Consider the following 24,453-nt stretch of genomic DNA (forward strand, 5'->3'; position numbering starts at 1 on the left):
TATCTCTGTCTGCCGTTTAGTTAAGCATTAACTGGTTGTTTGACGTTATAAAACAAGGCAAAAAGTACCGGCACCACAATCAAGGTTAGGATGGTGGCAAAGCCAAGGCCTGCCATGATAGTGATCGCCAATGAGTTAAAGAAGGCATCAAAGACCAGCGGGATCATACCCAGAATGGTCGTCAGTGCCGCCATGCTCACCGGGCGTACACGGCTAATGGCACTATCAACAATGGCATAATAAGGCACCTTGCCTGACTCCAGCTCGATGTTAATTTGATCCAGCAATACAATGCCGTTTTTCAAAATCATTCCGCTCAAGCTCAACAAACCGAGCAATGCGGTGAAGCTGAAAGGTATGTTGGTCGCCAGCAAGCCAAAGGCCACACCGATAATCGACAATGGTACCGTTGCCCAAATCACCAAAGGCTTCTTCACCGAATTAAACAAGAAGATGGTGATCACAAACATGAACAGATAGCCCATCGGCATTGAGGCCATCATGGATTCCTGCGCATCTTTCGATGACTCATACTCCCCGCCCCACTCGATACTATAACCAACCGGTAGTGGTAGAGCCTCTACCTGCGGAAGGATACGGTTGAACAACGTCACCGCTGTCTCATCACCTAGCACATCGTGGTCAGCCAGAACCGTTAGGGTACGCTTGCGGTCTCGGCGTTGGATTAGTGGTTCAGACCAACCAAGATCAACTCCGTCAATCACCTGCTCAATTGGTACATAAGCCTGCTGTACCGGACTCCATAGCTGGAGGTTCTGTAGCGTATCGTAATCGATTCGCTCAGATTCCGGCAGACGCGTAATGATCGGCAGCATATGAGTGCCGTCACGTAGCAAACCAATCGTGTTACCACCGTAAGCCATCTGCAGGGTATTGGACAAATCTTCCTTGGAAATCCCCAAACGACGCGCCTTGGTTTCATTAAACTGCGGCACTAACTCTTTGGTACGCTCACGCCAGTCATGACGAACATTGCGCGCGCCTGGGTCTTGCAACAATACATCCTCGACCTGCAGCGCGATATCACGCAGAGTCTGCGGATCTGGACCAATGATGCGCGCTTCAATTTTCGAAGCTGGCGATGGTCCAAATTCCATTAGCTTGAATTGGAATGTAGGTTGGTCAAACTCGGTTGGCAAACCAGCATCGAGCTTGTGCAGCAAATCAAACATATTGTCGCGGCTGGTCGTACGCACCTGCAGCTGGGCGTAAGACTCGTAGCTTTTCTCCGGCTGGTAGGTCAGCATAAATCGCTGCATACCCTGACCAACAGATGTCGTCACAAACGCCACATCTTCCTGACCACGGATATATTTCTCGACCTTTTCGGTCTGTGCCATAGTCTCACGAATATCGGTTCCTTCCGGCATCCACATATCGACATAGAACATCGGTGTGTTCGACGGCGGAAAGAATGACTGCTTCACCTGACCGAACGCGATCACAGCCGTTACCAGCAGGGCAACCATGCTGGCCATGGTCAACCAACGGAATCGCAAAGCAAATCTCAGCAAAGCACCAAAGACAGTAAACAGCACGCCTTTGTAGGGATCTTCATCATCCTGCTGGTTCTTGTCTTCTTCTTTTAGCAACAGATCCGCCAAGAACGGCGTCAACGTCAAGGCGGTAACCCAGCTCAGGAACAAGGAGTAACACAATACCCAGAACAGGGAGCCCATGAACTCGCCGGTGGCATCCGCAGACAAACCAATTGGTGCGAAGGCTGTGATGGCTATCACCGTGGCACCCAACAGCGGCCACTGAGTTTGCTTGGCAATATCCGCAGCTGCCTGCACCTTGGTCCGGCCTTTCTTCAAGCCCACCAAGATCCCTTCGACCACCACGATCGCATTATCCACCAGCATACCCAACGCAATAATCAGGGCGCCAAGGGAAATACGATGCAACTCAACATCATTGAGTTTCATCATGATAAACGTGCCGAATACGGTCAGTAGCAATACCAAACCGATGATCAGGCCACTACGAAGCCCCATGGCAAACAGCAGTACCACGATAACAATCGCTACCGCCTGGCCCAAGCTGATAACAAAGTCTTGTACCGACTTATCCACTTCCTGCGCTTGGTTATAGAAGTAATTGAGTTCTACACCTGCAGGCTTGATATTTTCCAGCTCCGCCAAGCGGGCATCAAGCTGTTTGCCTACCTCAACAACGTTGACCCCAGAGGCAAACGAGATGCCCAAGTTAATGGCTTGCTCACCATTATAAGTGACAATATTTCCCGGTTTTTCTTGGATCCCGCGAGATACGGTGCCGACGTCTTTCAAACGAATCAAGTTACCGGTGTCACGGCCATGGATAACAAGGTTTTCCAGCGATTCGACACTGTTCATTTCGCCGTTCGGACGGATGGTCAGGTTCTGGCCATCAATCATCAGCTCACCAGAAGCAATCACACTATTTTGCTGATTCAGCAAACCAACCACAGTGTTCATGTCGAGGTTCAGAGCCGCCATGCGCTCAACTGAGATCTCAACAAAGATCTGTTCTTGTTGATCACCTGCCAAGCTAACCTTGCCCACCCCGTCAACCAATTCGATTTCACGGATCAGGTAATCAGCATATTGTTTGAGCTCAACATAGGAATACCCCTTACCGGTCAGCATCATCATCACGCCATACACGTCACCGAAGTCATCGATGATCTGCAGTGAGCTAACTCCCGATGGCAAGGTCGGACGCAAATCATTGACCTTGCGGCGCATTTCATCCCAGATCTGCGGCAGCTCATCCGGGCCGTAGATCATCTCCATACTCACCGTAATCTGGGTCATCCCGGCCGACGAGGTCGAGGTAACTTTATCGATATATGGCAACTGACGTACCGCTTTTTCCAGCGGATAGGTGAGTTCTTCTTCAACCTCAGTTGAGGTCGCCCCCGGGTAAGTGGCAACAATCATTGCATCTTTGATGGTAAAAGCGGGATCTTCCAACCGCCCCAAGTCCAAAAATGAGGTTACCCCCCCCACGGCTAGAATAATAATGAACAGCCAGCTAATGACTTTATTTTTTATTGAATACTCAGCAATATTCACTGTATTGCTCCCATGGTGGCTACTGCCATAGTCAATCCCCAATCTTCTTCACCAAGCCCAGCCGATGTTATTACAACGGGCTTGGCCTGAATTGATAACTCTAAATACTGCATGCCTTCTTCAATCAGCTTCCCAGCCATCAGCTGGCCCAGCTCGGTAAAAAAAACAAGACCGGCTAACGTGATCACAAGCCAAGCAACCCAGCGAATGAGGGGTTGGCGAACGGTAGGCATGCTCAACTTCACAGGGCTTGCGCCTCTGTGGTCGCTGTTACTAACAAGGTCACGTCTATCCCATCACGCAATTTACGCAAGCTCGATGTCACCAAGCGATCCCCCTCACTGATACCGCTGCTCACGATGGCACCGTGGTTGTTGAGCTGACCAATCCCGACTTCCGTCTTGTGAACCTGGTTATTCTCAATCTTCCAGACAAAAAACTGGCCATCTTCGCGACCCGCTTCAATTGCGGTCATAGGAAGCTGGTAGCCTTGCAGGGTACTCAGGCCAGCCTTGGCCATATCAACACGCAATGACACACTGGTACCCGGTAAAATGGCAGGGGTGCGCTGAGGCATTTCAAACCACATGCGGTAGGTCTGACTTTGGGGCTCCAGCTCACTGGTGTGCTCAAGGTAATTCACCGGATAGGTTTGCGACTCTGTCCCGAAACGTGCCATTGGCTGGTAATTACGGTTAGTTTGCAGCGGGTTAAGCATGGCCAATACGTTATCGGACACGGCAATATTGATATAAAGCAGATCATCTTGGTACAGGCTGACAACGGCTTCTCCCGGAGACACCGCCTCATAGGATTCTTTCGGCACATCGGCTACCACACCATTGAACGGTGCCACCAAACGGGTGTAGCCCAAACGTCGTTCAGCCGAATCAAAATTCACTTTTGCCAACTTGTGATTAGCAGATAATTCATCAAGCTCAGCTTTGGAGACCATTTTTCGCTCAAACAACTCACGGCCACGTTTCAGCTGCTTGGTGGCCAACTGAAACTGCACCTGCGCATCATTACGCTGCTGCTCAAACTTATCAGCATCCAGTTCAGCCAGTAACTGGCCTTTTTTGACCTGTTGGCCTGATTTCACCAACACACGTTGCAGCTCACCTTCGACACGGAAAGCCAGTGGGGTGTTTTCAGCCGCTTCTACCTGTCCCTTAAAAGAGCGGAACTGGCTGGTAACCGGTTTATCAACTATCAGAGACGATACAGCAAGGGGAGCAATTTCCTGTTGCTGTGGCGGCTCTTGGCAACCAGCCAGCACCAACATAGAAAGTACGGCTAATGACATCTTCTTCAACATCTTAGATACCACCCTCGCGTTCCCAAGAGCGAACTTGCTGACCGGGCAGTAAATCTTTCGCTCCGGCAACCACGACCAAGGCACCTGGCGTCAATCCTGACGTCACTTCACCCTCATCATTGAGTACCACTTCCAAGGCATCAACAACACCGGTCGCAGGATCAAACTGCCACAGTGTCCCTTGCCCGTCTTGCTTCTCAACCCAAGCACCTTCCGGTAGACGCAATGCGTTTTCCAGTTCAGGTTTGGCAAAATGCACTTGGCCAACCATGCCTGATAGCAGATTCATGGCTTCAGGACGAGATAACGTCACTTTCGCCGTATAGCTGTTGGTATCAGCATCCGGTTTGGTAGAGAGTTCTTTGAACTGCGCTTGGATCTGCTGGGCTGGCTGGTTATCCATCTCAACCCATACCGCTGTCTTGCGGATAGATGACAGGCTCGATTGCTTCACAAACGGCACCGGCAAGCTAAAGCTAACATCCATTTCATCCACATTCTGGATATTCATCACCGGCTGGTTAGCACCGACAAACTGGTTCTGGTTAACAAATTTAAGCGAAACAACACCATTGAAAGGGGCTTTAATCAAAGTATGCTCAACATCTGTCTTCGCTTGTTGAAGATTGGCTGCCGCTGCTTTGTAAGCGGTCTCGTGTTGGTCAAACTGATCAGTACTGATCAGCTTCTTGCCATACAGTTGCTTCGCTCGCTGAAACTGACTTTGTGCCAATTCAAATTCTGCCATCTTGGCATCAAAGGCCAGCCGGTAATCCTGATCATCCAGTACAGCCAATACCTGACCCCGCTCAACACGCTGGCCAACCCTTACGGATAGCTTTTCGATTTCTCCAGGTACCTGAAATGAAAGCTGAGCGCGCTGCGTAGCCTCCAGTTTTCCAGGAAAGGCATTACTTGCCTGATTTGCTGGGACTGGAATTTCCAACAATTTCACAGGCTTGACGACCTCTTGAGTTATTTCGGAGTTGGCTTGGTTACATCCGGCTAGGATGCTTCCCAGCAACACCAACGTTGCCACCCTGACAAATGGAGTGGACGTAATGGACGTTCCTTTCACAGGCGATTCTCTCTGAGTTTTATATTACACACCCGTGCAGTATAAGTTGATCTTGCCTGAGATCAAGTATATTTTACAGGTGGACAATAAATGAATATTGTGAACACATAGATGACGTCTCCGCGTTTTTTTGGTAAAAATGGCATGGGCTATGAAACTGATATAATGATGACAGAGAGAAAACAGGGCCGTCGCAGCGCACAGGCCGCCGAAGAAACCAAGCTGCTAATCATTAAGACCGCCGCAGAAATGTTTTGCGAATTAGGTTACGAAAGGGTGTCACTGAGGAACATCAGCGAACGCGCAGGTGTGTCACACAGTTTGATCCGCCACCATTTCGGCAGCAAGGAAAAGATCTGGCACAGTATCAGTGACTGCCTGCAAGTTTACTTTCTGGGCTACATGTACAAGCTGCTGGATGAAATTCCTTCCGAGCTACCGAGCAACATTATTCTCTATCGCTTTATTACCATGTTGCTGGCCCAGCAGCTCGCTCACCCTCAACCCGTACAACTGATTGCTGATGGCGTTAGGCAAGGTGATGTGCTGATGGACTATTTCTTCGATAGCAACGGCGAACTTGAAAGTTTCGTCAATGAGCTAGTCGAGAATTGTAACCGGGACTTCCCGACCACACAGATAAAGGTCTGGGAAATGAAGTGGCAAATGATGATGTATGCCCATGGCGCCGCCAGCATGAAGCCATTCGTTTTGGATACGTGGGAAGGCGCCAGTGAAGAGCAGTGTCTACTGAACCATTGGGAGCTGTTTAACCAAACCATGGCAACCCAATTCAACATATCTCCCGAAGAAATGCTGCACCCGGAAAAACTCTCGGACATTCTTATCGATCTTCCTTGCGAGTGGGGTTGCGACAACAATACAAAAGACTAAGCACACCCGAGAGCTAAACAAAAAAGGTCAATACCAATGGTATTGACCTTTCTGTTTTTATTTATTCATTCTTGTTGGCTTAAACAGTAACCACCACAGGTAATGCTGTCTCGGCTAGCTCTTTTTCAGTATCAGCTTGTGAAGCCGGCTCTGCCTGTTCAAGCCATGTCATCAGTAATTTGTAACCCAGTCCAAGAACCACCGCACCAACGAACAAGCCAATAATACCTGACATCATCATGCCACCCAGCGCACCTAGCAAAATGACCAGCATTGGAATATCAACACCACGCCCCATCAGCATTGGCTTCAGTACGGCATCACTTGCGCTCACCAGAATACCCCACACCATGAAGAGAACAGCCACGGTTGTTGCCTCGACGGCAAACAAGTAAGCCATCACCGGACCCAGCACCAAAATCGGTGGCAACTGGATTATCGCTAAAATCAACACTGCTAACATCCATAGTCCAGTAGCCGGAACACCTGCGATACCCATGCCTAATCCAGCCAGTACCGCCTGAATAACCGCCACACCAATGACACCTTGAACAACACTACGTACGGTGGCAATAGACAAACCTACATAATCTTCACCTTTCTCACCCAGTAATCGAGCAGCCACTTTATTTGCCATGGCTTTACAGCGGCCAGAGTTGCTCATCACAACACCGGAGATAAGAATCGAGATAATAAACTGAACCACGCTGCCTCCTAAGCTACCAATCGCAGATAAGCCACTAGAAGCAAACGCTTTCACTTGAGGTGCATAGGTTTCCAACGCCCCTTCCAAATTGGTTGCAGATAGGCTCCAAGCCTTATGCAGCGGTTCACCCACAACCGGTATTTCAGCTACCGACGCCTCTGGGTGCGGAATAACTAATGTTCCGGCAGAGACCGATGTGGCAACTTCTTGGGTGGTTGTTACCACCGCACCGGAAAACCATACCGTCGGGACAATGAGTGCGGCTAGCGCGACCAAGGTGACCAGCATGCTCCCCTTTCCTAGGGAAAGGGAGAACCGACGTTGCAACCACTTAACTAACGGCATCAGGGCAATAGCAATAATGGCTCCCCAAACGATGGGTAGTAAGAATGGCTGCAGGACCTGATAGCAAAAATAAACAACCAGCAGCAATAACATTGCCTTGATAAAAGTATCCATCGAACTTTTGCCCGGGAGTGTTACTAAGAATTGTTGAGCGTTCACAATCAACCTCACAAATAGCTTTTTAATAACTAAAGGGCCCTCGCCCTGACTTGGTCAAATAGTAACCATTACTTTGTGAGAAGACTTACCATTTCACGACATAGCGCTTTTTCGCCCCTCACAGCCATTGTTCATTAATTCGTCAATTAGATTTTTTACTCTAATCAAAGGGCATACAATTCCTCTTGCATTCCTTCGGGATGTTCGTACCCATTACGTGAAATTAGCGTCCGCCATTGGTACAAAGGTCTCTTACCCTCCAACCATCACTAACCAACGACTTAAAGAGACCTTTTTTTCACTTCTCCCTCTAGCATAATCTCTGGAAAATAGTCACCCACCCCGCTATTATCTCATTTTTTGATACGAACGAATATTTATGCACAACAAAATGCTTTTAGTGGCGGTTTTATGCAGCACGCAAGTGTTAGCTGACGACGAAAGTTGGAAAGCGTTAACTCCCAATGGGTGGATGACCACCGTGACACATTGGAATCAAGATGATCCCCAAAGTGCACACGTATCGAGAATTCGAGGGTTAGACTTCAATACCCAGTACACCGTATCAGCAAACATTGCCCACTCTGAAGCCGGCGAGCAAAAACTATATTTCAACTTTTTTAGTTTAAACAGCAATTATATGTGTGATCCGCACCAGGAAACCGACACCGTCATCATCAAAGTCAATGAAAATCCAATCAGGTTTCAGCGCTGGTGCATTCAAGACGCCACCTACAATGATTTTTATTTCTCCTCACTGACAGCACTCTCTTCTGAGGATGAAGACTACGTACTTGATATCCTTCGCCAATCACCAGGTACCGTCAACTTTCAAAACCATCAATTTGAATTGGACTTTCCCGCAGCAGGTTTTACCCAGGCCTGGAAGGCATCTTTTGGCATGACGAGTGTGTGGAACCCTTCCGTTCAAGACGTACTTTAGCCAAAACCACAATACATTAAGACCCTATCGGCTTGGCCTCGCAGAAGCGGTCAAGCCCTGCAACAGCAATCCACTTAACTTCGCCTAATCCTCACCAGTGAATATATTTCGATACTGACGTCACAAATTCACTCCAAACTATGAGCTTGCTTCCAAACGCAGCATTTTTTCACTCCGCGGCGATTTTACGAATATTCATACCGTCGCTCATCTATGCAGTGCACTTACTGATTACGCAGAAAAACGTATCTACGGGCAGAATATTACAGTACCGCTTAATCACCCCCTCGTCGTATGCAATAAGCGCATAAAAAAGCAGACCTTTCGGCTGTGATCATCCTCGCAACACCATCATTGGCAAAACCCTTACCCTCATAGCATCCCAAGGGATAACAACAAGATACGATCACATACCATAAGGGATTACAATGAAAACCAATAAACGATTTCCTCTACGCCCGATTGCCCTCGCTATCATCACCATGACAGTATTGGCAGGGTGTAATGATGAAACCACCTACATTGAACAGCCAAAGCAAAGCCAAGATCCAGCAAGGCAGATGCGAACCGTCTTTACCGACTACCAAGGCGCTATCGATACCCTCGATAATACCGAGTTTGGTCAGGTTACCGACCAAATGGCCACCTCGCGCCAATCGGTAGACCGGATGTACTTGGACAAGTTGGAAAATATCGACCGTAGTGCCTTATCTGACGAAGATAAAATTTACTTCGACACTTTCCAGTTTGACCGCAATATTGACATCCGCGGCGCTTCACTGCCCAACACACGATTCGGTAACTTTGATATCCCTATTACCCATTTCTATAACTACATTGATTGGAATGCGACGACAGCAGGTGCAACACAAGAAACTCCTGATGACTACCACAAGCACATTCAGGTGATCCGCGAATTTACCGCCTGGACCAATAACCTGCACTCACAATATGCCATGGGTTTGATCGATAAGGCCCAACTACCTAAAGTCCTTATCGCTAGGCTAGTAGAAAGTACCAAGAAAGCTTTAGATCCAAACGGCGATAATTCTTATGTACTGCTAAAACAGGGCCTCAATGATATTGAAGCTCACCACGATCAATATGAAGACACCTTTATCAGTGAGTATGAAAAGGCCGTGGATGATGCAGAAAGTGCAGTCACAGAATTAGTCCAGTTTCTCGAAGGCGATTACAAGACCGATGCAAGGGGCGACGGAACCGAAACAGACACCAATATCGGCTGGGGTGACTTGCCCAACGGCCAAGCTTGGTACCAATGGCAACTCGACCGCAACAGTACCACCGGTAAACCAGCCATGGAGCTCAGCCAGCTCGGTGAAGACCTGGTAGCCGACGCCAAAGCCGAAATGGTTCGCGTTGCAGAGCTTGTTATCAATAAACGAGGAACAACGGTCAATGCCCAATGGCGTGATGCCGACGGAAACATCATCGACAGAACCTTTGTTTTAGCCGATGACAGCGGTAACATTAACCTCAATGAGTTCTTCGACTACCTCAACACAGAGCAGTTCTTCTTTGGCCGCGATGGCGAGAATGTTTCCGGTACGAAGTACGCCGAGCTTTGTAAAGCCGCCTCTTCTCAAAACGCCTGTGAAGCCGCCCTTGTTGACTACAACACGTTTAAAACCGACGCCAACGATGTCGTTGCCAAGTACTTCAAGCCAATCAAAACCGATTACACCATAGTACCGATACCAGCAAATCGTGAACTGTATGACGGGGTCGGCTCATATGGCGGCAATGAGTTCAACCTCAACACCAACCCAGACTACAGCCTGCAAAAATGGAATGTCTCGACCTTATTGCTGCACGAAGCGGCGCCGGGACACCACTTCCAGAATGCCTATTCCATTGAATATCCACCAGCCGACAAACCTGACTACATAAAAGGTGTTAGCTATACCGCCTATGCCGAAGGTTGGGCCCTTTATACCGAATGGTTGGGTTTAGAAATGGGTATTTATGGTGAGCTTAACAATGACGGTAAGCCGACATTTGTTAACGCCACAGGGATGTGCAAACTCGATCTTGACTACACCACTTTCCAAGGCGGTATCTATACCGATGCAGAAGAGTGTAATGCCCTGCAGTACTTCGGCAGTCTCAATGAAGCCCAGCTTCGTAATATGCGCTTAGCGGTCGATACCGGTATCCACGCCAAAGGTTGGAGCATCAAACAAGCCCAAGACTATATGGATGCGAACTCGGCATTGGGTGATGGCGATATCGAATCAGAGAGCTACCGTTATGCAGCCTATGTCGGGCAGGCCGTCTCTTACAAATCGGGCTACTTGGTGATCAAAGAGATGCTGGAAAAAGCCCAAAGTGAACTGGGTGGTCAATTTGATTGGGCAGCGTTCCATGATCAGCTACTGAAATACGGCGATCAGCCAATGGAAGTGGTCGAGACTAGTATTGAAAACTGGATCAAAACTCAGCAATAAAGAGAAATGAATAGCGCCTGTCCGCTTGCGGGCGGGCTGCTCAGAAAAGTGGGGAAAAGAGAAAAAAATGGGTAAGTACCAAGTTAAAGCAAAAGGTTGGCTGCCAATTGGCTACTCAAGGAACGGTGAACAATAACTATTTACCGGTAACTTACCCGAACGATTATTTGTAGTGATGTTAAACCTTACAGGTACGAAGCATGCAACCTGAATTTAACGGGGCTACTATACCCCGCTAGGAACACAAAAATGTGACGTACATCAATCTAGCTTACGTAAATCGTAGGTAGGGATAAGAGTGTGTAACAAGATGCAAATAGCGGTAAATAAATACCATAAAGCATCACTTTGTTTATATTTTAACTATTTCTCTTCATGATTTACTCACACTCCATGCCGATGGTGCCCTAACTCTAAAATTTCATCACTTGTCTCCATGCTTCGTTTCACTCCATGTCATACTGATCAAAAGCCTCTTCGAATAGTTCAGGAAAATACATGTTAAGGATCAACAGCAAAGAGCGCCCTCACTGGCGAGAGCTAGCCAAAGAGTATGGATTTGGGTTTCACACCATGTATGGTGACCCCTACTGGGACGAAACCGGCTATTACCAGTTCACCTTAGAGCAAATAGAGCGCGATCTGGAGGATCCCACTGAAGAAATTCATCAAATGTGCCTGGAGATCGTCGATGAAGTAGTGGCTGACGAATATTGGCTCCAACGATTCCAAATTCCGGAAACAATGTGGCAGCCGATCCTGGATTCTTGGCGCAGCCGAGAACCTTCACTCTATTCCCGACTCGATTTTTCCTATGACGGCACCGGCTTTGCAAAACTGTATGAAAACAATGCCGATACTCCAACCTCACTTTATGAAACCGGATTTTGGCAATGGTTGTGGCTGGAAGACATGGTCAATAGCGGGGCAATCCGCCGTGATGCTGATCAATTCAACTTGCTACAGGAGTTGTTGATAGAGCGCTTCCAAACTCTATCGCGCCAGCAACCGGGACAAACCCTGCACTTTTCCTGCTGCAAAGATACCATCGAGGACAGAGGCACGGTGCAATACATGGAGGACTGTGCCAAGGAGGCGGGGTTATCCACCGCCTTTGTATTTGTCGAAGATATCGGGCTCAACGGCAAAAAAGAATTTACCGACATGGCCGACAAACCGATTCGTTGGATGTTCAAACTCTACCCATGGGAATTCATGCTAAGGGAAGAGTATGCCAAATATCTGCCATTCAACTCAATCAACTGGCTGGAGCCGATGTGGAAGTCGGTACTGAGTAACAAGGCGTTACTGCCAATGCTGTGGCGCAAGTTCAAAGGACACCCGAATCTACTTCCAGCGTTTTTTGCCGACGATCCCGGTCTTGGCGATCTCAAGGATTACGTGATTAAGCCCATCTTCGCGCGGGAAGGAGCCAATATCACCATCGTCGAAAACGGCAAACAGACTTTACGGGTCGATGGCCCCTATGGTGATGAAGGAGTGATCTACCAAGCCTATCACCCGCTACCTAAGTTCAACAATGCTTACACCCTAATCGGCAGCTGGCTGGTTGACGATAAGGCCGGGGGGATATCAATCCGGGAAGACAGCTCAAGAGTCACGCAGGATATGTCACGTTATCTGCCGCACATAATTCTTTAAACAACTTTTTTTATAATGATAAAAATAGCCAAGGAAAATAATTTCCTTGGCTATGACAATAACAACAAGCTAGTTGTGGTTTAGCACCCTGTTGCCGATGTTGTGTCACACTCAGAGAGCAATCGTTGCTTGTAAACCCTGAGGTTATCTATCACGACACGTTCTTCCCCGATATTTTTGCTTCTTTGCCGTACCTTAAACATAACATTGAACTGTTCATTACTCGGGCGTTTACGCATTACAAAAGCAATCTCTTTCTTAGAATTACTTTCGATAGTGGCTACATACGGTCTGGCCGCCTTTTTCTCACTTTGTGGTTTAGGGTAAACATCGACATCGATATCAAACTCGGTAGCTGACTCACCGCCAAGCTCTTCCTTGCTAAGGAGAGTATTTTCTAGTAAATCAAACTTGAAGATGTACCGGGTACCATCCGGGTCTTCACTGACATCAATATTGGTTCCGGTTTCAACGATCTGCCAAGAGGTTGTCCCATTAAGCACGAATTCCAATGCATGATTGGTATATATACGGCCTTCTTCGTCTTCAGCATCCATAGTGATAATGCGAGCCTTGTTGGTATTCAGACCACCGGCCCAAAGACCTTCACTGCTAGACTCAAAGTCGCCATTATCAAGTTCTTCCAAGGTCCCTATCAGCTGCAACGACGTATTGTCGAACATGAATGAATCGGCCTTTTCAGGGTTACCATCCACGACATACTCAATATGTAGATAGCTTGCACCTTCCGGTTTATATGAAGACACGGAAACCAATCGCCCAACTTCGCCCGCGCTGACAGCATCGCTGACGTTCGCCTCGCTTAATGGAGAATGACGATCACCAGAAGCCGACCAAACGACCCGAATATATGCATTGGCACTCGTCACCTTCATTGGTTCGATGAATGCTGACACTTTGTATTGGCTGTTATCTAGCGCTACAGTTTGATCGACGGCCTGCATCAGCACTGACTCACCAGCAGAAGATGAACGAAGCTTCACCCCTTGCCCAAACACGCCCTCGATCACTCTAGCCTGACCATCACCGACGTATTGCCAGCCTTCTATACCATTTTCAAAATCGGGGTTGGAGAATCTCGGCGCCTTGCCCTCTTTCACACTGACAAAGTCATCCAATTCAATCCAGTCACCCAGTAGGTCTTCAAGCCTAAAGTGACTGAAATGTTCTCGCCCAGAAACAGTAAACGGCGAACGCTGAAAACCAAAGGATTGTTCGGATTTATCATCCCTGACCCCGATCACATGGCGTGGCGTCAGCGCCGAGAACAACACAACTTGATTACCATCCGCATCTTCGGTGAGCTCAGGGTGCGGCCTAAAGAAAGTATTACGAAGCTTATCTGCCGTTCCCGGACGAATAGTTTCTGCCAGCCCAACCGCCCCAAACCAGAAATCAGCAATACCGATGGATGGCATCTCGTAATCAGGCTTAACCATAGACCAACGCGTTAGCATCTTAATCGGGGTCTCGGGATCAGAGCTATTTAGCATGTCTTGGCGCAAACCATCGCGATAGGCAAAGTAGCCTCCGACCATGGCTCCCTGCTTACCATGCTGACCAAAACCAAGCACTGCTGGGAAGTGGATGATGTCGCCAGGGTGATCCGATGGCCCATCGTTCCAGTAGTTACCATTTTTGTTTTCTCGATCAAATGGATTATTACCTGCAGAGAATGCAGCGAAATACGGTGAGCCAAGATCATCGGTTACTGCCTGTGTAAGCGCATAATAGTTGTTATTCTGCGCTTTCCAGCCAGCGTCATCGGCATGATGCCTCAAGACTAGCGTCCCACCCATTACCACAAAGGCGGCATGGGATGGCTTGATCACGGGCTCTCCTTCAAGCCAATGGTCATAACTGAAGTTATCCCGCTCATAGACATACTGGCCATAGTTATAGCTGGCCATAGGATCCTGAGCCGCCCCCAAGTCACCGAAAATCCAACTTTCATTCGCCATGCCATTGGCATTTCTTACTGGACCAAAGTCATCGACTTCCCATGTCACGCCTTGGCGAGCACGAATGGTATCCGCAGAACGGACAAAGATCTGTTCGAGGTACTTTTTCGCTTCCGCTATTTTCTTGCTTTCAGGATAGAGCTCGGCAGCTTTAATCACCGCAGGCAGGAACTTCATACTGGTATAAACCTGCGGCTGTGGACCCGGACTTTGATCTTTAGAAAAAGGCGTACCATCACTGTTGTAGTTCCGGACAAAATGACCATCGACCGTTTTTATGCCACCCGTACCATCCGGTATCAGTCCTGCATGTCGCTCAATCAATAATTCCAATAGAGGCTGAATTTGCTGATCAGCCAGCGATTCATCAACCACACCTCCCGATGACAACATATTGGCTTCATTGGCTGCCATCAGTAAGTAAATGGCCCAACCTACAGTATCGGCAATCGGTGTCTCGTTGGCTGCCAAGCCCGCCCGCTGCAATTTCCGGTGTAAGAAACCTTCAGGAGACAGCGTTGTGCTGTTGGTACCATCAATCTCACTGCCGTTATAAGCGGTCAAACTCTTTATCGCCGCGACATATTGGGCCAACTCATCACGCAACCACTGCTGATAGGTCAACCGATAGACATCACCACCATCAGTCAAGGTGTAAGCATTGCCATATCGAGCATCAACCTCACCACCGGAAAACAAGAGCTTTCCATCAGGGGTCGTCGTTAAATCCACTAACTTACCATCAAAAGACCAAAGCTCAGTGGCGACATCCGTAAAGTCCCCACCTTGCTTAACAGCATCTTGTGGGACAAAAAACACTTGAGAGCTTTGCTTAGTATCCTTTGTGATATAAAGACCTGCCAGTGCTTTACGGCCAAACACTCGGCTATAACCAATTCTTGACAGGTTTCTCCGGTTATACACTTTTGTCAGTTGTTCCCCATCTGCAGGCAGTTTAAAGACCCCATTCTGGGTCAATACATATAAGTTACCGCCGACCATATCCAAGGCAATATCTTTAACGGGGCTAGGTACCGAAATCAGGCCGTTTTCCGGTTCAGTCCCGCCGTTATATACCATATTTCGGCTAGCATCATAGCGATATACCCCCTGCTCACTGCCGACATAAAGCTTGGATTTGAAATAAGCCATACCAAAGTGGTGTTGTGTATTACTTGGATCAGAGTGCAATTGCACCCGATCAAACACTGACAAAACGCCAGTATTCGTATTGAAGGCCAAGATCGCATCATCTTCGCTGCCCTGACTACATAGGGCTATATACAAAAACCGGCCTGAAGGAGTAAATGTCATTCCACACAATTGCCCTGCAGATGAAAGACCCGCCAGCTCAATGTCACTCGCCGTGACCGTATGAAGAAGGTTGGACGATATGTCTCGGATCTCAATGGTCGCCGAGCCACTGTCAGCCGCTGCATAGTAACCCGCAACTTTGGCCGCAGCGACCATATCCATCTGACCCAAATCAGAAAACCAAGACTCAGAAATAAAATCAGCCGCTGAAACTGATTCAACCGTCGATCTCACCGCTATATTCTGCGAGGCTAAATTTTGTGTTTCTGATTGTTCATTTTTTTTTAGGCTGTTGCTGATTGATTCGTCCTGACATCCACCAAGTGCAGCTAGTATGATTAACTTGCTAAGTAACGTCATGCCTTTATTTATTTTCATACATCCTCTACAACTTAAATAAGTCATTCTTTAATAATATTTTGATTTTAAAGTAGTTAAATTTATTTCATGCATAGCAAACACCAGAGTAAACACCTGGTGTTTGCTTATTTATAATCAATAGGGTTTATTTTATTCAGGACAAGCTTCTGGATTATTATAAATACTTGGGTCTGGTGCTTTTACCCCCCAGGTTGGAACTGGATTTTCACACTGGAAAGCAGCAAGTGCATTTTTCAACTCCTCCAGTTTTTCAGGGTTAACATCCGATACATCATAAAAATCTTTTTGAGGATTACCTTCGCTATCAAGGTATTCTTCAAACTCAGCAAAATTAACCGGTGAATCCGATTCACAAGCATCTTTACCACAATCTCTCAATCGGAATAACTGGTATTGTTTTTTCCTGGTTTTCAGCAACTTGAATTCACCATCAAATACCGCTGCCTTATTGACACGATCCCAGAATAAATAGCGGTCTTCGAGTTTGGCTGACTGGCTTGTGAGCCGAGGCAGTAAATTAACACCATGAAGGTCATACGCTTCTTTATCGCTCATATCAACCCCAGCAGCATCCAGAATAGTCGGCAAAATATCCAATGTAATAACTGGCTCATCGATTACCTGAGGTTCAATTTTACCAGGCCAAGAGATAGCAAATGGTACTCGAGTGCCTCCCTCATAAAGTTCCCCTTTATGTCCTGAAAGCGGTTTATTCGATGAGAAGTTACTCTTAGGTTTACCACCATTGTCTGACACAAAAACAATAATGGTATTTTCTAAAATCCCTTTCCTTTTAAGTTTTTTGTATATTTTTGAAACACTATTATCTAAGCTTTTCGCCATCGCGAGAGCTGTTTTACGACTTGATTTATCTTCATCTGAAATATACTCAGGGCCGACATAGTTAATTTCAGACTCATCAACATCCGTTGCTTTCAAAGGAGTGTGAACAGCATTAAAAGCAAGATAGAGCAAAAATGGTTGCTGCCCATTAGCCTGTGAGCTAATAAAATCCACCGCCTTTTCACCGAATTTATCGGTCAAGTATACACCTTCAAAATCCGGCTCAATATGAAGCCCTGCGACAGTCTCTAGCGCAGAATAATATTCAGTTCTATAGGTCGATGGATCATAGGTACTGTCATTTTCAGCTTTATTTTTATCAAATGCGGCAATTAATTGTTTCTCTGTTCTTTCCTTATCACAAACATCTGGATCATTTTCATTGGGGCTCTCACAAGCCAGCTCGCCAAGTAACTGGAAGTGTTCGGATACTAATTGATCAGCTGCGGCTATTTCTTCATCTGTAGGGGCTTGATGGCCAGCATCAAAAGTTTGCCACATTGTTGAATGGGGAGTGGTAAAAGTATTAAATTGGTTTTTATCACCTATCTCATAGGCGACAGCACCATTGTTGAAACCAAAGAAATAATCAAATCCGCGGTTATGGGGCCAAAACTTCCAGTCCTCACCATCATGATCTTTACCAATAAAAGCGGTGGTATAGCCAGCATTTTGGAAGTAATTTCCAATAGTCGGTATCTCTGTCGGAATACCCGGTTCTACTCCCTCGGCATGGTCCATTGGATCATTGTCATCGGGATCGTCTGGGGCTGGATTGCTGTAAAAGCCAAAACTCTGCTGATAGCGACCTGTTAGCATACCTGCACGAGATGGACCACAAACCGGAGCCGTCACATATCCATGATTAAAGACTGCACCATTACTCGCAATTTTACGGATATATTTGGTTGTTTGGTTACTGATTGTATCTTCGCTATTCCACTCCCCTTGGTAGAAACCAGCATCGGCATGCCCCAAATCATCAGCGACAATAATAACCACATTTGGCTGACCTTTAATGCCATCGGCTACTGAGCTGGCTGTACTCGCCACAGCTGGGTGCATAACACCAAATGTGGATATCAATGAAGACGCAAGTAAACACTTCTTGAAGCTGGGTATCGTCATGTTTCCCTCATAATCGTTGTGTTGTTCTTCCCAAACCTGATAATTTTAAAAAACTCAGATTATGAAAACGTTTCTTCGTTACTTTCTAATAACTCAATAAAACTAACGCACACAACAATTATTCATTACGACAATAAATCAACCAAGTTAAATACTTAATTCTATTAAATTAAAGCAAAAAACTGCGAGTACCATCCCAAAAAAACAGTATAGGTATACTTACGGAGGATTTAGCAAAACCCGACAGTTTAATCGAGTGGCGTCGGGGGTTTATTGGGTGATCTCTCAAAAAATAATAGAAACGTTTTTATTTAGTATCACTGTGATATTGGTTCATTCTTTATGTAAACAAGCCTGATGATAAACTGCTTAGAAATCATTTATCTATATTTAAATCAGATGCACAGAGTGTAATAGCTAAAGAGCCCCATTCCCCCACCTCTCTTCCATCAAGGAAAGCGAAACCGTATTACAAGTAATTCATCGGCCCCCGACTAGGGAGCTATACTCTAGTCCTAATACCTTGAAAAATTTGCATTACTTTATTACATACTCAGCGCGGCTGACAGCATCAGTGAGTATAACAATGGGGCAAAGGACAAGATTAAATCTGCATTGGCTCCCCTATGGATAATAAAAATAAGCAACTCCCGGTACTCGTCGTACTTTCACTAACTGGAAATGTCGACAACGCCCAAGCCGATACCGAGCAACGCTATGCCGATTATGGCCCATTAAAAACCTATGCCCAATCCCCACTTCAATCGAACGCGCTGACTCCCTTGGTCAGGAGCGGTTTTAGCCATGCGCCAGATACCGTCGAGCTTTACGCCACGGGCACCATTGCCAGTGTCTGGGCCCATACCGATGATTATAGCGCCGACTATTATCAAAATGACCTCTCGATCGGTGGCCATTGGCAACTTAACAACAAATGGGCTTTAGAGCTTGATTACACTTGGCGCTTCGCCGCCAACAACCGCCTTGATTCGCTGACTGAAGCCTTCCATGATACGTTCGGCATCGGCTTAAATGGCCGGGATGAAGTAGAAAAGCACTCCTTCGATATCTCGGTGCCGCAATACGACGTCGAAATCCATAACTTTGAAGGCGAGACCATTAGCAATGCCTTCTCTTTCTATACCAGTTACCAACTGCTGGAAAACCGTCATCACGGTTTATCGCTGGGTGGCTCGCTATATTTCAACTATGTTGGCAGCGGACCATTCAAAACCAGTAACTTCGAGCAAGCACTGCAGCTCAATTACAGCTACCAAGCAGGCAAGCACAGCGTCTATACCCTGCTCGGTGTCTCCTACCGCCATGATGATGAAGTGTTGGCACAAATCAAATACAACAAATTTGCCTTCGCCACAGGCGTCAGTTACCAATACCAGATCAGCCCTAAGCACCGCTTTCTCGCAGAAGTACATGTTTATGAAGGGGCCAGTGATGCCACATCGGATCTGAGTGAACCCTCGACCGAATTTCTGCTGGGCTACCGCTACCACACCAAAAGCGGGGTAATAGAGCTATCAATGATCGAAAATGTCTTCAATATGGATAACAGTACCGACATCGCCTTCACCGTCGGATACCGACACCGTATGTAGCTATCGTCCTTAAACAATTTACATTGTAAATAATTTAGCCAACCCGCCAATTTATTGCTCTGTTAGCATTAAGAAACATAAAATAAAAAACACTGTATTGAAGACGACATGTTTTCACCATACCATAACGGCCATCTGTCGATTGATATATGGTATTAGCCCGGTGAATAGACTTGTCTTGATCATCTGTACTTCATTGCTCTCTGCTTGTTCTTACAATGCCGCTCCGGTGGTGGGTTCCCACGACAAAACTCAGTTAGAGTACGAACAAGACTTAGCAGAATGCCGCCAAAAAACCCAGGAAGTCGATAAAGGTGAAGCCGTACGCACCAGCGCCACCAATATGGCGTTGATCGGTACCGCTGCAGGAGCCCTTGGCGGGTTGTTAGCTGATGATGTGGGCATGGGTGAGAGTATGGTATGGGGGCTCGCACTCGGAGCGGGTACCGGAGCAGCAATAGGCTCGGTCAAAGCAACACAAACCCAGTCCTTGGTCTTACGCCGTTGCATGGAGCTCAAGGGCTATGAGATCCTTGATGCTGAAGTGGATGAGCTTGCCAAGGTTGATGTCGGCTCTGATGTCGATAGCAAGGAGCAAGCAACTGACAATCCACTCAACAAATCAATTAACAAACCAAACAACAAGCCAGTCAACAAGAAAGCCGACCAGCAACAATACGCGGCAAACTGACAGCCCGCTAACGCGACTCGGCATCGATTGCGTGTTTTTTCACCCGTAGTTCAAACTGCTCAACCAAATAATCCACCAGTACCCGCAATCGCTTAGGCATGAGTTTGCGCTGTGGATAGACCAAGCTAAGCGGTACTAGAGGCATCTCCCACTCTGGTAATAACTGGATTAATTCACCCGACGAGAAATGTTCACGACAGATAAATTCAGGCAAAAGAGCAATCCCCAAGCCATCGAGGCATGCCGACAGCGATGCCGTAATAGTATTGACCCTGAGGCGGTATGGCAGATCAACACTCACCGCCCCCCCCTCGTGCATCAAGTGCCAATTGGGGATTTTCACCGCCTTGTTATGAACCTTGATTTGATGGTGTGGGGCTTTGAGATCTGCTGGGCTTTCAATCATGCCGTATTGCTCAAGATACTCAGGGCTCGCAACCAGTACCCGACGCGATTCAGTCAGCTTTCTCGACACTAAGCTTGAATCATCCAATTCGCCGACTTGGGCATATAAATCGATACCCTCCCCAATAACATCCACTTCACGGTTAGTCATTTCAACATGCAGAGAAACGTACGGGTATTGCTTCAAAAATGTATTCAATAAACCACCCAAAACTTGGTGCCCCAATTCGACTGGCATCACGACATACAGTCGGCCTCGGATCAAATCCTGATTGGCACTGACTTCAAGTTCCGCCTGCCCCATGATCTCCAGCATCTGAACGCAGGACTGATAAAACGCTTCACCTTCGGGCGTCAAAATCAAACTGCGGGTTGAGCGCGTGATCAAACGCACACCAAGGTGCTCCTCCAGCTCAGCGACTTTTCGGCTAACGGTCGACTTGGTCATATCTAAAACATCTGCCGCTTGTGTAAAGCTTCCACAATCAACAACTTGTGAAAAAATTGCTACCGAATTCAAGTCCATCACAACCCAGCCTTCTGCTTATTAGTAAGATTTGTGCAACAGTGTTTCCCTTTTTTCCTATCTTATCAACCAATCGATATCATTTACAATTTGACACACTTTCCTAAAGCCAATTCTTATAAGCCCAAATATTCCCCGCAGAGAACCTGCAGCTTGATATCACTTGGGTATAAAAACGAGGGTAAAATGACCGAACAACGCCAAGCTTCCAAAGCGGATGCGCCTAACAATTCACAAGCAGCGCCAAACACGCTTCCCAAGCGTAACAAGAAAAAAGCGCCACTGATCGCTACCTTGATCATGCTTTCGCTAGGCGCACTAGGCGGTGGCTACTGGTTTGGATATGGCCAATATTTCGAATCAACGGATAATGCCTACCTACAAGGTGATATCACCAACATCAGCCCAAAAGTCGGCGGCTATATTACTGAATCATTTGTCTCTGATAACCAGCAAGTAAAAGCCGGTGATCTGCTGGCCAAAATTGACGACCGCGACTTCGAAGCAGCATTGGATCAGGCCAAGGCGAGTTTAGCTGTCAGCCAAGCCGCTATAGACAACCTTCATGCCCAAGAGCAATTACAAAAAACCCAGATCCGTCAAGTACAAAGCCAAATTGCCTCAGCTACAGCCGAGTTCGATCGCGCCAAACAACAAGTAACCCGAACCCGCAGCCTGCTCAAACGCAATTACTCATCACAAGATGAACTCGATAGCATGACCTCGCACCAGAAGGTCACCGCAGCACAGCTCGAAGAAGCCAATGCCAGCTACCAAGGTGCTAAAGATCAACTCGTGGTGATTGCCAGTCAGGTCAAACAAGCCAAAGCGGCAATGACCGAAGCACAAGCACAGCTTGAACAGGCCGAACTCAACCTTGCCTACACCAACATCTATGCGCCTGTTGATGGCATTGTTGGCAAACGTAGCCTTCGGGTTGGCCTCTATGTTCAACCAGGAATGCCATTGATGAGTTTGGTACCTACTAGCAATGTGTGGATTGAAGCTAACTTCAAAGAGACCCAACTTGGTGGGATCCATCAGGGCCAAAGTGTCACCATAGAGTTGGACGCCTTTCCCGACCAACCTTTGCAAGGAGTAGTCGATAGCTTCTCACCGGCAACCGGAGCGAAATTTGCGCTATTACCACCAGAAAATGCAACCGGTAACTTCACCAAGATTGTTCAGCGGGTACCGGTAAAAATTACCATTCCAGACCCACAAAATCTGAAAGGCAGGTTGATCCCGGGGTTGTCTGTCGTGGCGACTGTCGATACACGAGGCTAAGTCATGGGTGCAGAGATCACAACAAGCCAACAGCCGCAGGCTGTTGAAAGCGAGGCGCTCCATGTTCCTCGCCGCCACTGGATTGCTCTGTTTGGCGGCTTAATTGGAGCCTTTATGGCGATTTTGGATATCCAAATCACCAACTCCTCGCTCAAAGATATTCAAGGGGCACTTTCTGCCACGCTGGATGAAAGCTCGTGGATTTCCACCTCCTATTTGGTGGCAGAAATGATCGCGATCCCGCTCAGTGGCTGGTTATCAAAAGCGCTGGGCAAACGTCGTTATTTAACATGGACGACAGTGATTTTCACTCTGTCATCCTTCCTCTGCTCATTGTCATGGAACATGAGCTCAATGATTGTCTTTCGTGCCATGCAGGGGTTCAGCGGCGGCGCATTGATCCCATTGGCCTTCTCGCTAGTCATACAGCTACTGCCAATCCAAAAACGAGCCGTCGGGATGGCGTTGTTCGGCGTGACTGCCACCTTCGCTCCGTCTATCGGGCCGACTTTCGGTGGCTGGCTAACTGAAAACCTATCATGGCATTACATTTTCTATATCAACATCCCACCAGCGATCTTGGTGATTTCCATGATCCGCTATGGCCTGGATGACGAACCGCTCAATCTCGGCTCCTTGCTCAAAGCCGACTGGTTCGGGATTGTTACTATGGCTCTTGGACTGGGTTGTTTAGAAGTCGTGTTGGAAGAAGGCAATCGCGAAGAATGGTTCAGCTCGAGTTTTATTGTCACTCTGGCAATCATCTCCGCTGTCAGCTTGGTCTATTTCGTGATCAACGAGCTGCAGCACAAAAAGCCGCTGGTTAACCTACGCTTGCTGCGCGAAAGACAGTTTGCGATGTCGTGTCTGGCCTATCTGATCCTCGGGATGGCGCTGCTCGGTTCGATTTATGTACTGCCGCTTTATCTCACTCAAATCCAGCGCTACAACGCGATGGAAATCGGTGAAGTATTGATGTGGATGGGCTTCCCGCAATTGCTGCTGTTCCCCATCGTGCCTAAATTGGTCCAGTTCATCAAACCTAAGTATCTGGTCACCTTTGGCTTTGCCATGTTTGGCGTGAGCTGTTACGTCAACACCCATATGACCGTAGACTTCGGCGGCCAACAGCTGATCCTATCCATGGTGCTGCGTGCCATCGGTAGCCCGTTTATCATGGTGCCTTTGTCATTGGTAGCGATGAAACACATCAGCAAAGCCGATACGCCTGATGCATCGACACTGACCAATGTAATGCGTAACCTCGGCGGGGCATTCAGCATTGCGATTATTGCCACCCTGCTGGATAACAAAACCCGGGAGCACCTCGGGCACATCAAGGAGTCGCTCCCCAGTGTTAGCACCAATGGCTGGCAACAGATGCTGCAGCAAAGTGATTTCTTTATCCAAGCCGGCAGTGATGCAGGCACCGCGATGCAACAAGCTCAGGCAACTCTGCTATCCACCATGCAGCGTGATGCAGCTATTATGGCTTACAACGATGTGTTCCTGATGATGACAGCCTTCCTGGCTTTCGCAGCCGTGCTGATCATGTGTATGGATGATTGACTATGGTCGTGTGGAGCACCAATAGTCACATTTGAAGATGGGAAATCAATCTGGGCTGAAA

The 24,453-nt window shown here is 47.4% G+C and carries 16 protein-coding genes; 8 read left to right on the forward strand and 8 right to left on the reverse strand.

The window, feature by feature from the left end; all coding sequences use genetic code 11:
- Positions 1-20: 20 nt before the first annotated feature.
- Genes ACVA58_RS09525 through ACVA58_RS09540 form a run of 4 tightly spaced genes read right to left on the reverse strand, consistent with a single transcriptional unit; the run spans position 21 to position 5,476 of the window.
- The gene (locus tag ACVA58_RS09525) at positions 21-3,080 is read right to left on the reverse strand and encodes an efflux RND transporter permease subunit (RefSeq protein ID WP_446510208.1); all 3,060 of its coding nucleotides are present in this window, start codon (positions 3,078-3,080) and stop codon (positions 21-23) included.
- Positions 3,077-3,325 (reverse strand): hypothetical protein, encoded by a 249-nt coding sequence (locus ACVA58_RS09530; protein ID WP_446510209.1) that lies wholly within the window; start codon positions 3,323-3,325, stop codon positions 3,077-3,079. The genes ACVA58_RS09525 and ACVA58_RS09530 overlap by 4 nt, the downstream gene beginning before the upstream one ends.
- On the reverse strand, positions 3,322-4,398 hold the full coding sequence (locus tag ACVA58_RS09535; protein WP_446510210.1) for an efflux RND transporter periplasmic adaptor subunit: 1,077 nt from the start codon (positions 4,396-4,398) through the stop codon (positions 3,322-3,324). The genes ACVA58_RS09530 and ACVA58_RS09535 overlap by 4 nt, the downstream gene beginning before the upstream one ends.
- 1 nt (position 4,399) lies before the next feature.
- Entirely contained in the window at positions 4,400-5,476 is a 1,077-nt protein-coding gene (locus ACVA58_RS09540; protein ID WP_446510211.1) for an efflux RND transporter periplasmic adaptor subunit, read from the reverse strand.
- Between the two features lie 111 nt (positions 5,477-5,587).
- Between ACVA58_RS09540 and ACVA58_RS09545 the strand changes: the two genes are divergently transcribed.
- Complete coding sequence (locus tag ACVA58_RS09545; RefSeq protein ID WP_446510212.1) at positions 5,588-6,370, forward strand: TetR/AcrR family transcriptional regulator; 783 nt, start codon at positions 5,588-5,590, stop codon at positions 6,368-6,370.
- Positions 6,371-6,449: 79 nt separating this feature from the next.
- Here the strand turns inward: ACVA58_RS09545 and ACVA58_RS09550 are convergent, their stop codons facing one another.
- The gene (locus ACVA58_RS09550) at positions 6,450-7,535 is read right to left on the reverse strand and encodes an AI-2E family transporter (protein WP_446510213.1); all 1,086 of its coding nucleotides are present in this window, start codon (positions 7,533-7,535) and stop codon (positions 6,450-6,452) included.
- Positions 7,536-7,959: 424 nt separating this feature from the next.
- Between ACVA58_RS09550 and ACVA58_RS09555 the strand changes: the two genes are divergently transcribed.
- The 3 genes from ACVA58_RS09555 (at position 7,960) to ACVA58_RS09565 (ending at position 12,653) form a co-directional block, all read left to right on the forward strand.
- A complete protein-coding gene (locus tag ACVA58_RS09555; RefSeq protein ID WP_446510214.1) occupies positions 7,960-8,523 on the forward strand; it encodes a hypothetical protein in 564 nt (187 codons plus the stop codon).
- Between the two features lie 428 nt (positions 8,524-8,951).
- Entirely contained in the window at positions 8,952-10,991 is a 2,040-nt protein-coding gene (locus tag ACVA58_RS09560; RefSeq protein ID WP_446510215.1) for a DUF885 domain-containing protein, read from the forward strand.
- A 498-nt stretch (positions 10,992-11,489) separates the two neighbouring features.
- Entirely contained in the window at positions 11,490-12,653 is a 1,164-nt protein-coding gene (locus ACVA58_RS09565; RefSeq protein ID WP_446510216.1) for a glutathionylspermidine synthase family protein, read from the forward strand.
- An 80-nt stretch (positions 12,654-12,733) separates the two neighbouring features.
- On the opposite strand, the gene ACVA58_RS09570 is transcribed toward ACVA58_RS09565, so the two are convergent.
- Complete coding sequence (locus ACVA58_RS09570) at positions 12,734-16,327, reverse strand: hypothetical protein (protein ID WP_446510217.1); 3,594 nt, start codon at positions 16,325-16,327, stop codon at positions 12,734-12,736.
- 132 nt (positions 16,328-16,459) lie between these two features.
- A complete protein-coding gene (locus tag ACVA58_RS09575; RefSeq protein ID WP_446510218.1) occupies positions 16,460-18,301 on the reverse strand; it encodes a sulfatase-like hydrolase/transferase in 1,842 nt (613 codons plus the stop codon).
- Between the two features lie 626 nt (positions 18,302-18,927).
- Between ACVA58_RS09575 and ACVA58_RS09580 the strand changes: the two genes are divergently transcribed.
- Both ACVA58_RS09580 and ACVA58_RS09585 read left to right on the forward strand, forming a co-directional pair.
- Positions 18,928-19,914: a DUF3187 family protein gene (locus ACVA58_RS09580; protein WP_446510219.1), complete on the forward strand. Its 987-nt coding sequence runs from the start codon at positions 18,928-18,930 to the stop codon at positions 19,912-19,914.
- A gap of 163 nt (positions 19,915-20,077) precedes the next feature.
- On the forward strand, positions 20,078-20,605 hold the full coding sequence (locus ACVA58_RS09585; protein WP_446510220.1) for a glycine zipper family protein: 528 nt from the start codon (positions 20,078-20,080) through the stop codon (positions 20,603-20,605).
- 7 nt (positions 20,606-20,612) lie between these two features.
- On the opposite strand, the gene ACVA58_RS09590 is transcribed toward ACVA58_RS09585, so the two are convergent.
- Positions 20,613-21,536, reverse strand: coding sequence for a LysR family transcriptional regulator (locus ACVA58_RS09590; RefSeq protein ID WP_446510221.1), 924 nt, complete (start codon positions 21,534-21,536; stop codon positions 20,613-20,615).
- 186 nt (positions 21,537-21,722) lie between these two features.
- Here ACVA58_RS09590 and ACVA58_RS09595 point away from each other — a divergent pair, with 186 nt between their 5' ends.
- Positions 21,723-22,823 (forward strand): HlyD family secretion protein, encoded by a 1,101-nt coding sequence (locus tag ACVA58_RS09595; RefSeq protein ID WP_446510222.1) that lies wholly within the window; start codon positions 21,723-21,725, stop codon positions 22,821-22,823.
- Positions 22,824-22,826: 3 nt separating this feature from the next.
- The gene (locus ACVA58_RS09600) at positions 22,827-24,392 is read left to right on the forward strand and encodes a DHA2 family efflux MFS transporter permease subunit (protein ID WP_446510223.1); all 1,566 of its coding nucleotides are present in this window, start codon (positions 22,827-22,829) and stop codon (positions 24,390-24,392) included.
- Positions 24,393-24,453 lie beyond the last annotated feature (61 nt).

The organism is Photobacterium sp. DNB22_13_2 (assembly GCF_052873915.1).

What these genes read in the sequence shown, in the direction of transcription:
- ACVA58_RS09535 (WP_446510210.1), bottom strand. Translation starts at nt 4,398, where the DNA reads ATGTTGAAGAAGATGTCATTAGCCGTACTTTCTATGTTGGTGCTGGCT.
- ACVA58_RS09545 (WP_446510212.1), top strand. Translation starts at nt 5,588, where the DNA reads ATGACGTCTCCGCGTTTTTTTGGTAAAAATGGCATGGGCTATGAAACT.
- ACVA58_RS09550 (WP_446510213.1), bottom strand. Translation starts at nt 7,535, where the DNA reads ATGGATACTTTTATCAAGGCAATGTTATTGCTGCTGGTTGTTTATTTT.
- ACVA58_RS09555 (WP_446510214.1), top strand. Translation starts at nt 7,960, where the DNA reads ATGCACAACAAAATGCTTTTAGTGGCGGTTTTATGCAGCACGCAAGTG.
- ACVA58_RS09560 (WP_446510215.1), top strand. Translation starts at nt 8,952, where the DNA reads ATGAAAACCAATAAACGATTTCCTCTACGCCCGATTGCCCTCGCTATC.
- ACVA58_RS09565 (WP_446510216.1), top strand. Translation starts at nt 11,490, where the DNA reads ATGTTAAGGATCAACAGCAAAGAGCGCCCTCACTGGCGAGAGCTAGCC.
- ACVA58_RS09570 (WP_446510217.1), bottom strand. Translation starts at nt 16,327, where the DNA reads ATGAAAATAAATAAAGGCATGACGTTACTTAGCAAGTTAATCATACTA.
- ACVA58_RS09575 (WP_446510218.1), bottom strand. Translation starts at nt 18,301, where the DNA reads ATGACGATACCCAGCTTCAAGAAGTGTTTACTTGCGTCTTCATTGATA.
- ACVA58_RS09580 (WP_446510219.1), top strand. Translation starts at nt 18,928, where the DNA reads ATGGATAATAAAAATAAGCAACTCCCGGTACTCGTCGTACTTTCACTA.
- ACVA58_RS09590 (WP_446510221.1), bottom strand. Translation starts at nt 21,536, where the DNA reads ATGGACTTGAATTCGGTAGCAATTTTTTCACAAGTTGTTGATTGTGGA.
- ACVA58_RS09595 (WP_446510222.1), top strand. Translation starts at nt 21,723, where the DNA reads ATGACCGAACAACGCCAAGCTTCCAAAGCGGATGCGCCTAACAATTCA.
- ACVA58_RS09600 (WP_446510223.1), top strand. Translation starts at nt 22,827, where the DNA reads ATGGGTGCAGAGATCACAACAAGCCAACAGCCGCAGGCTGTTGAAAGC.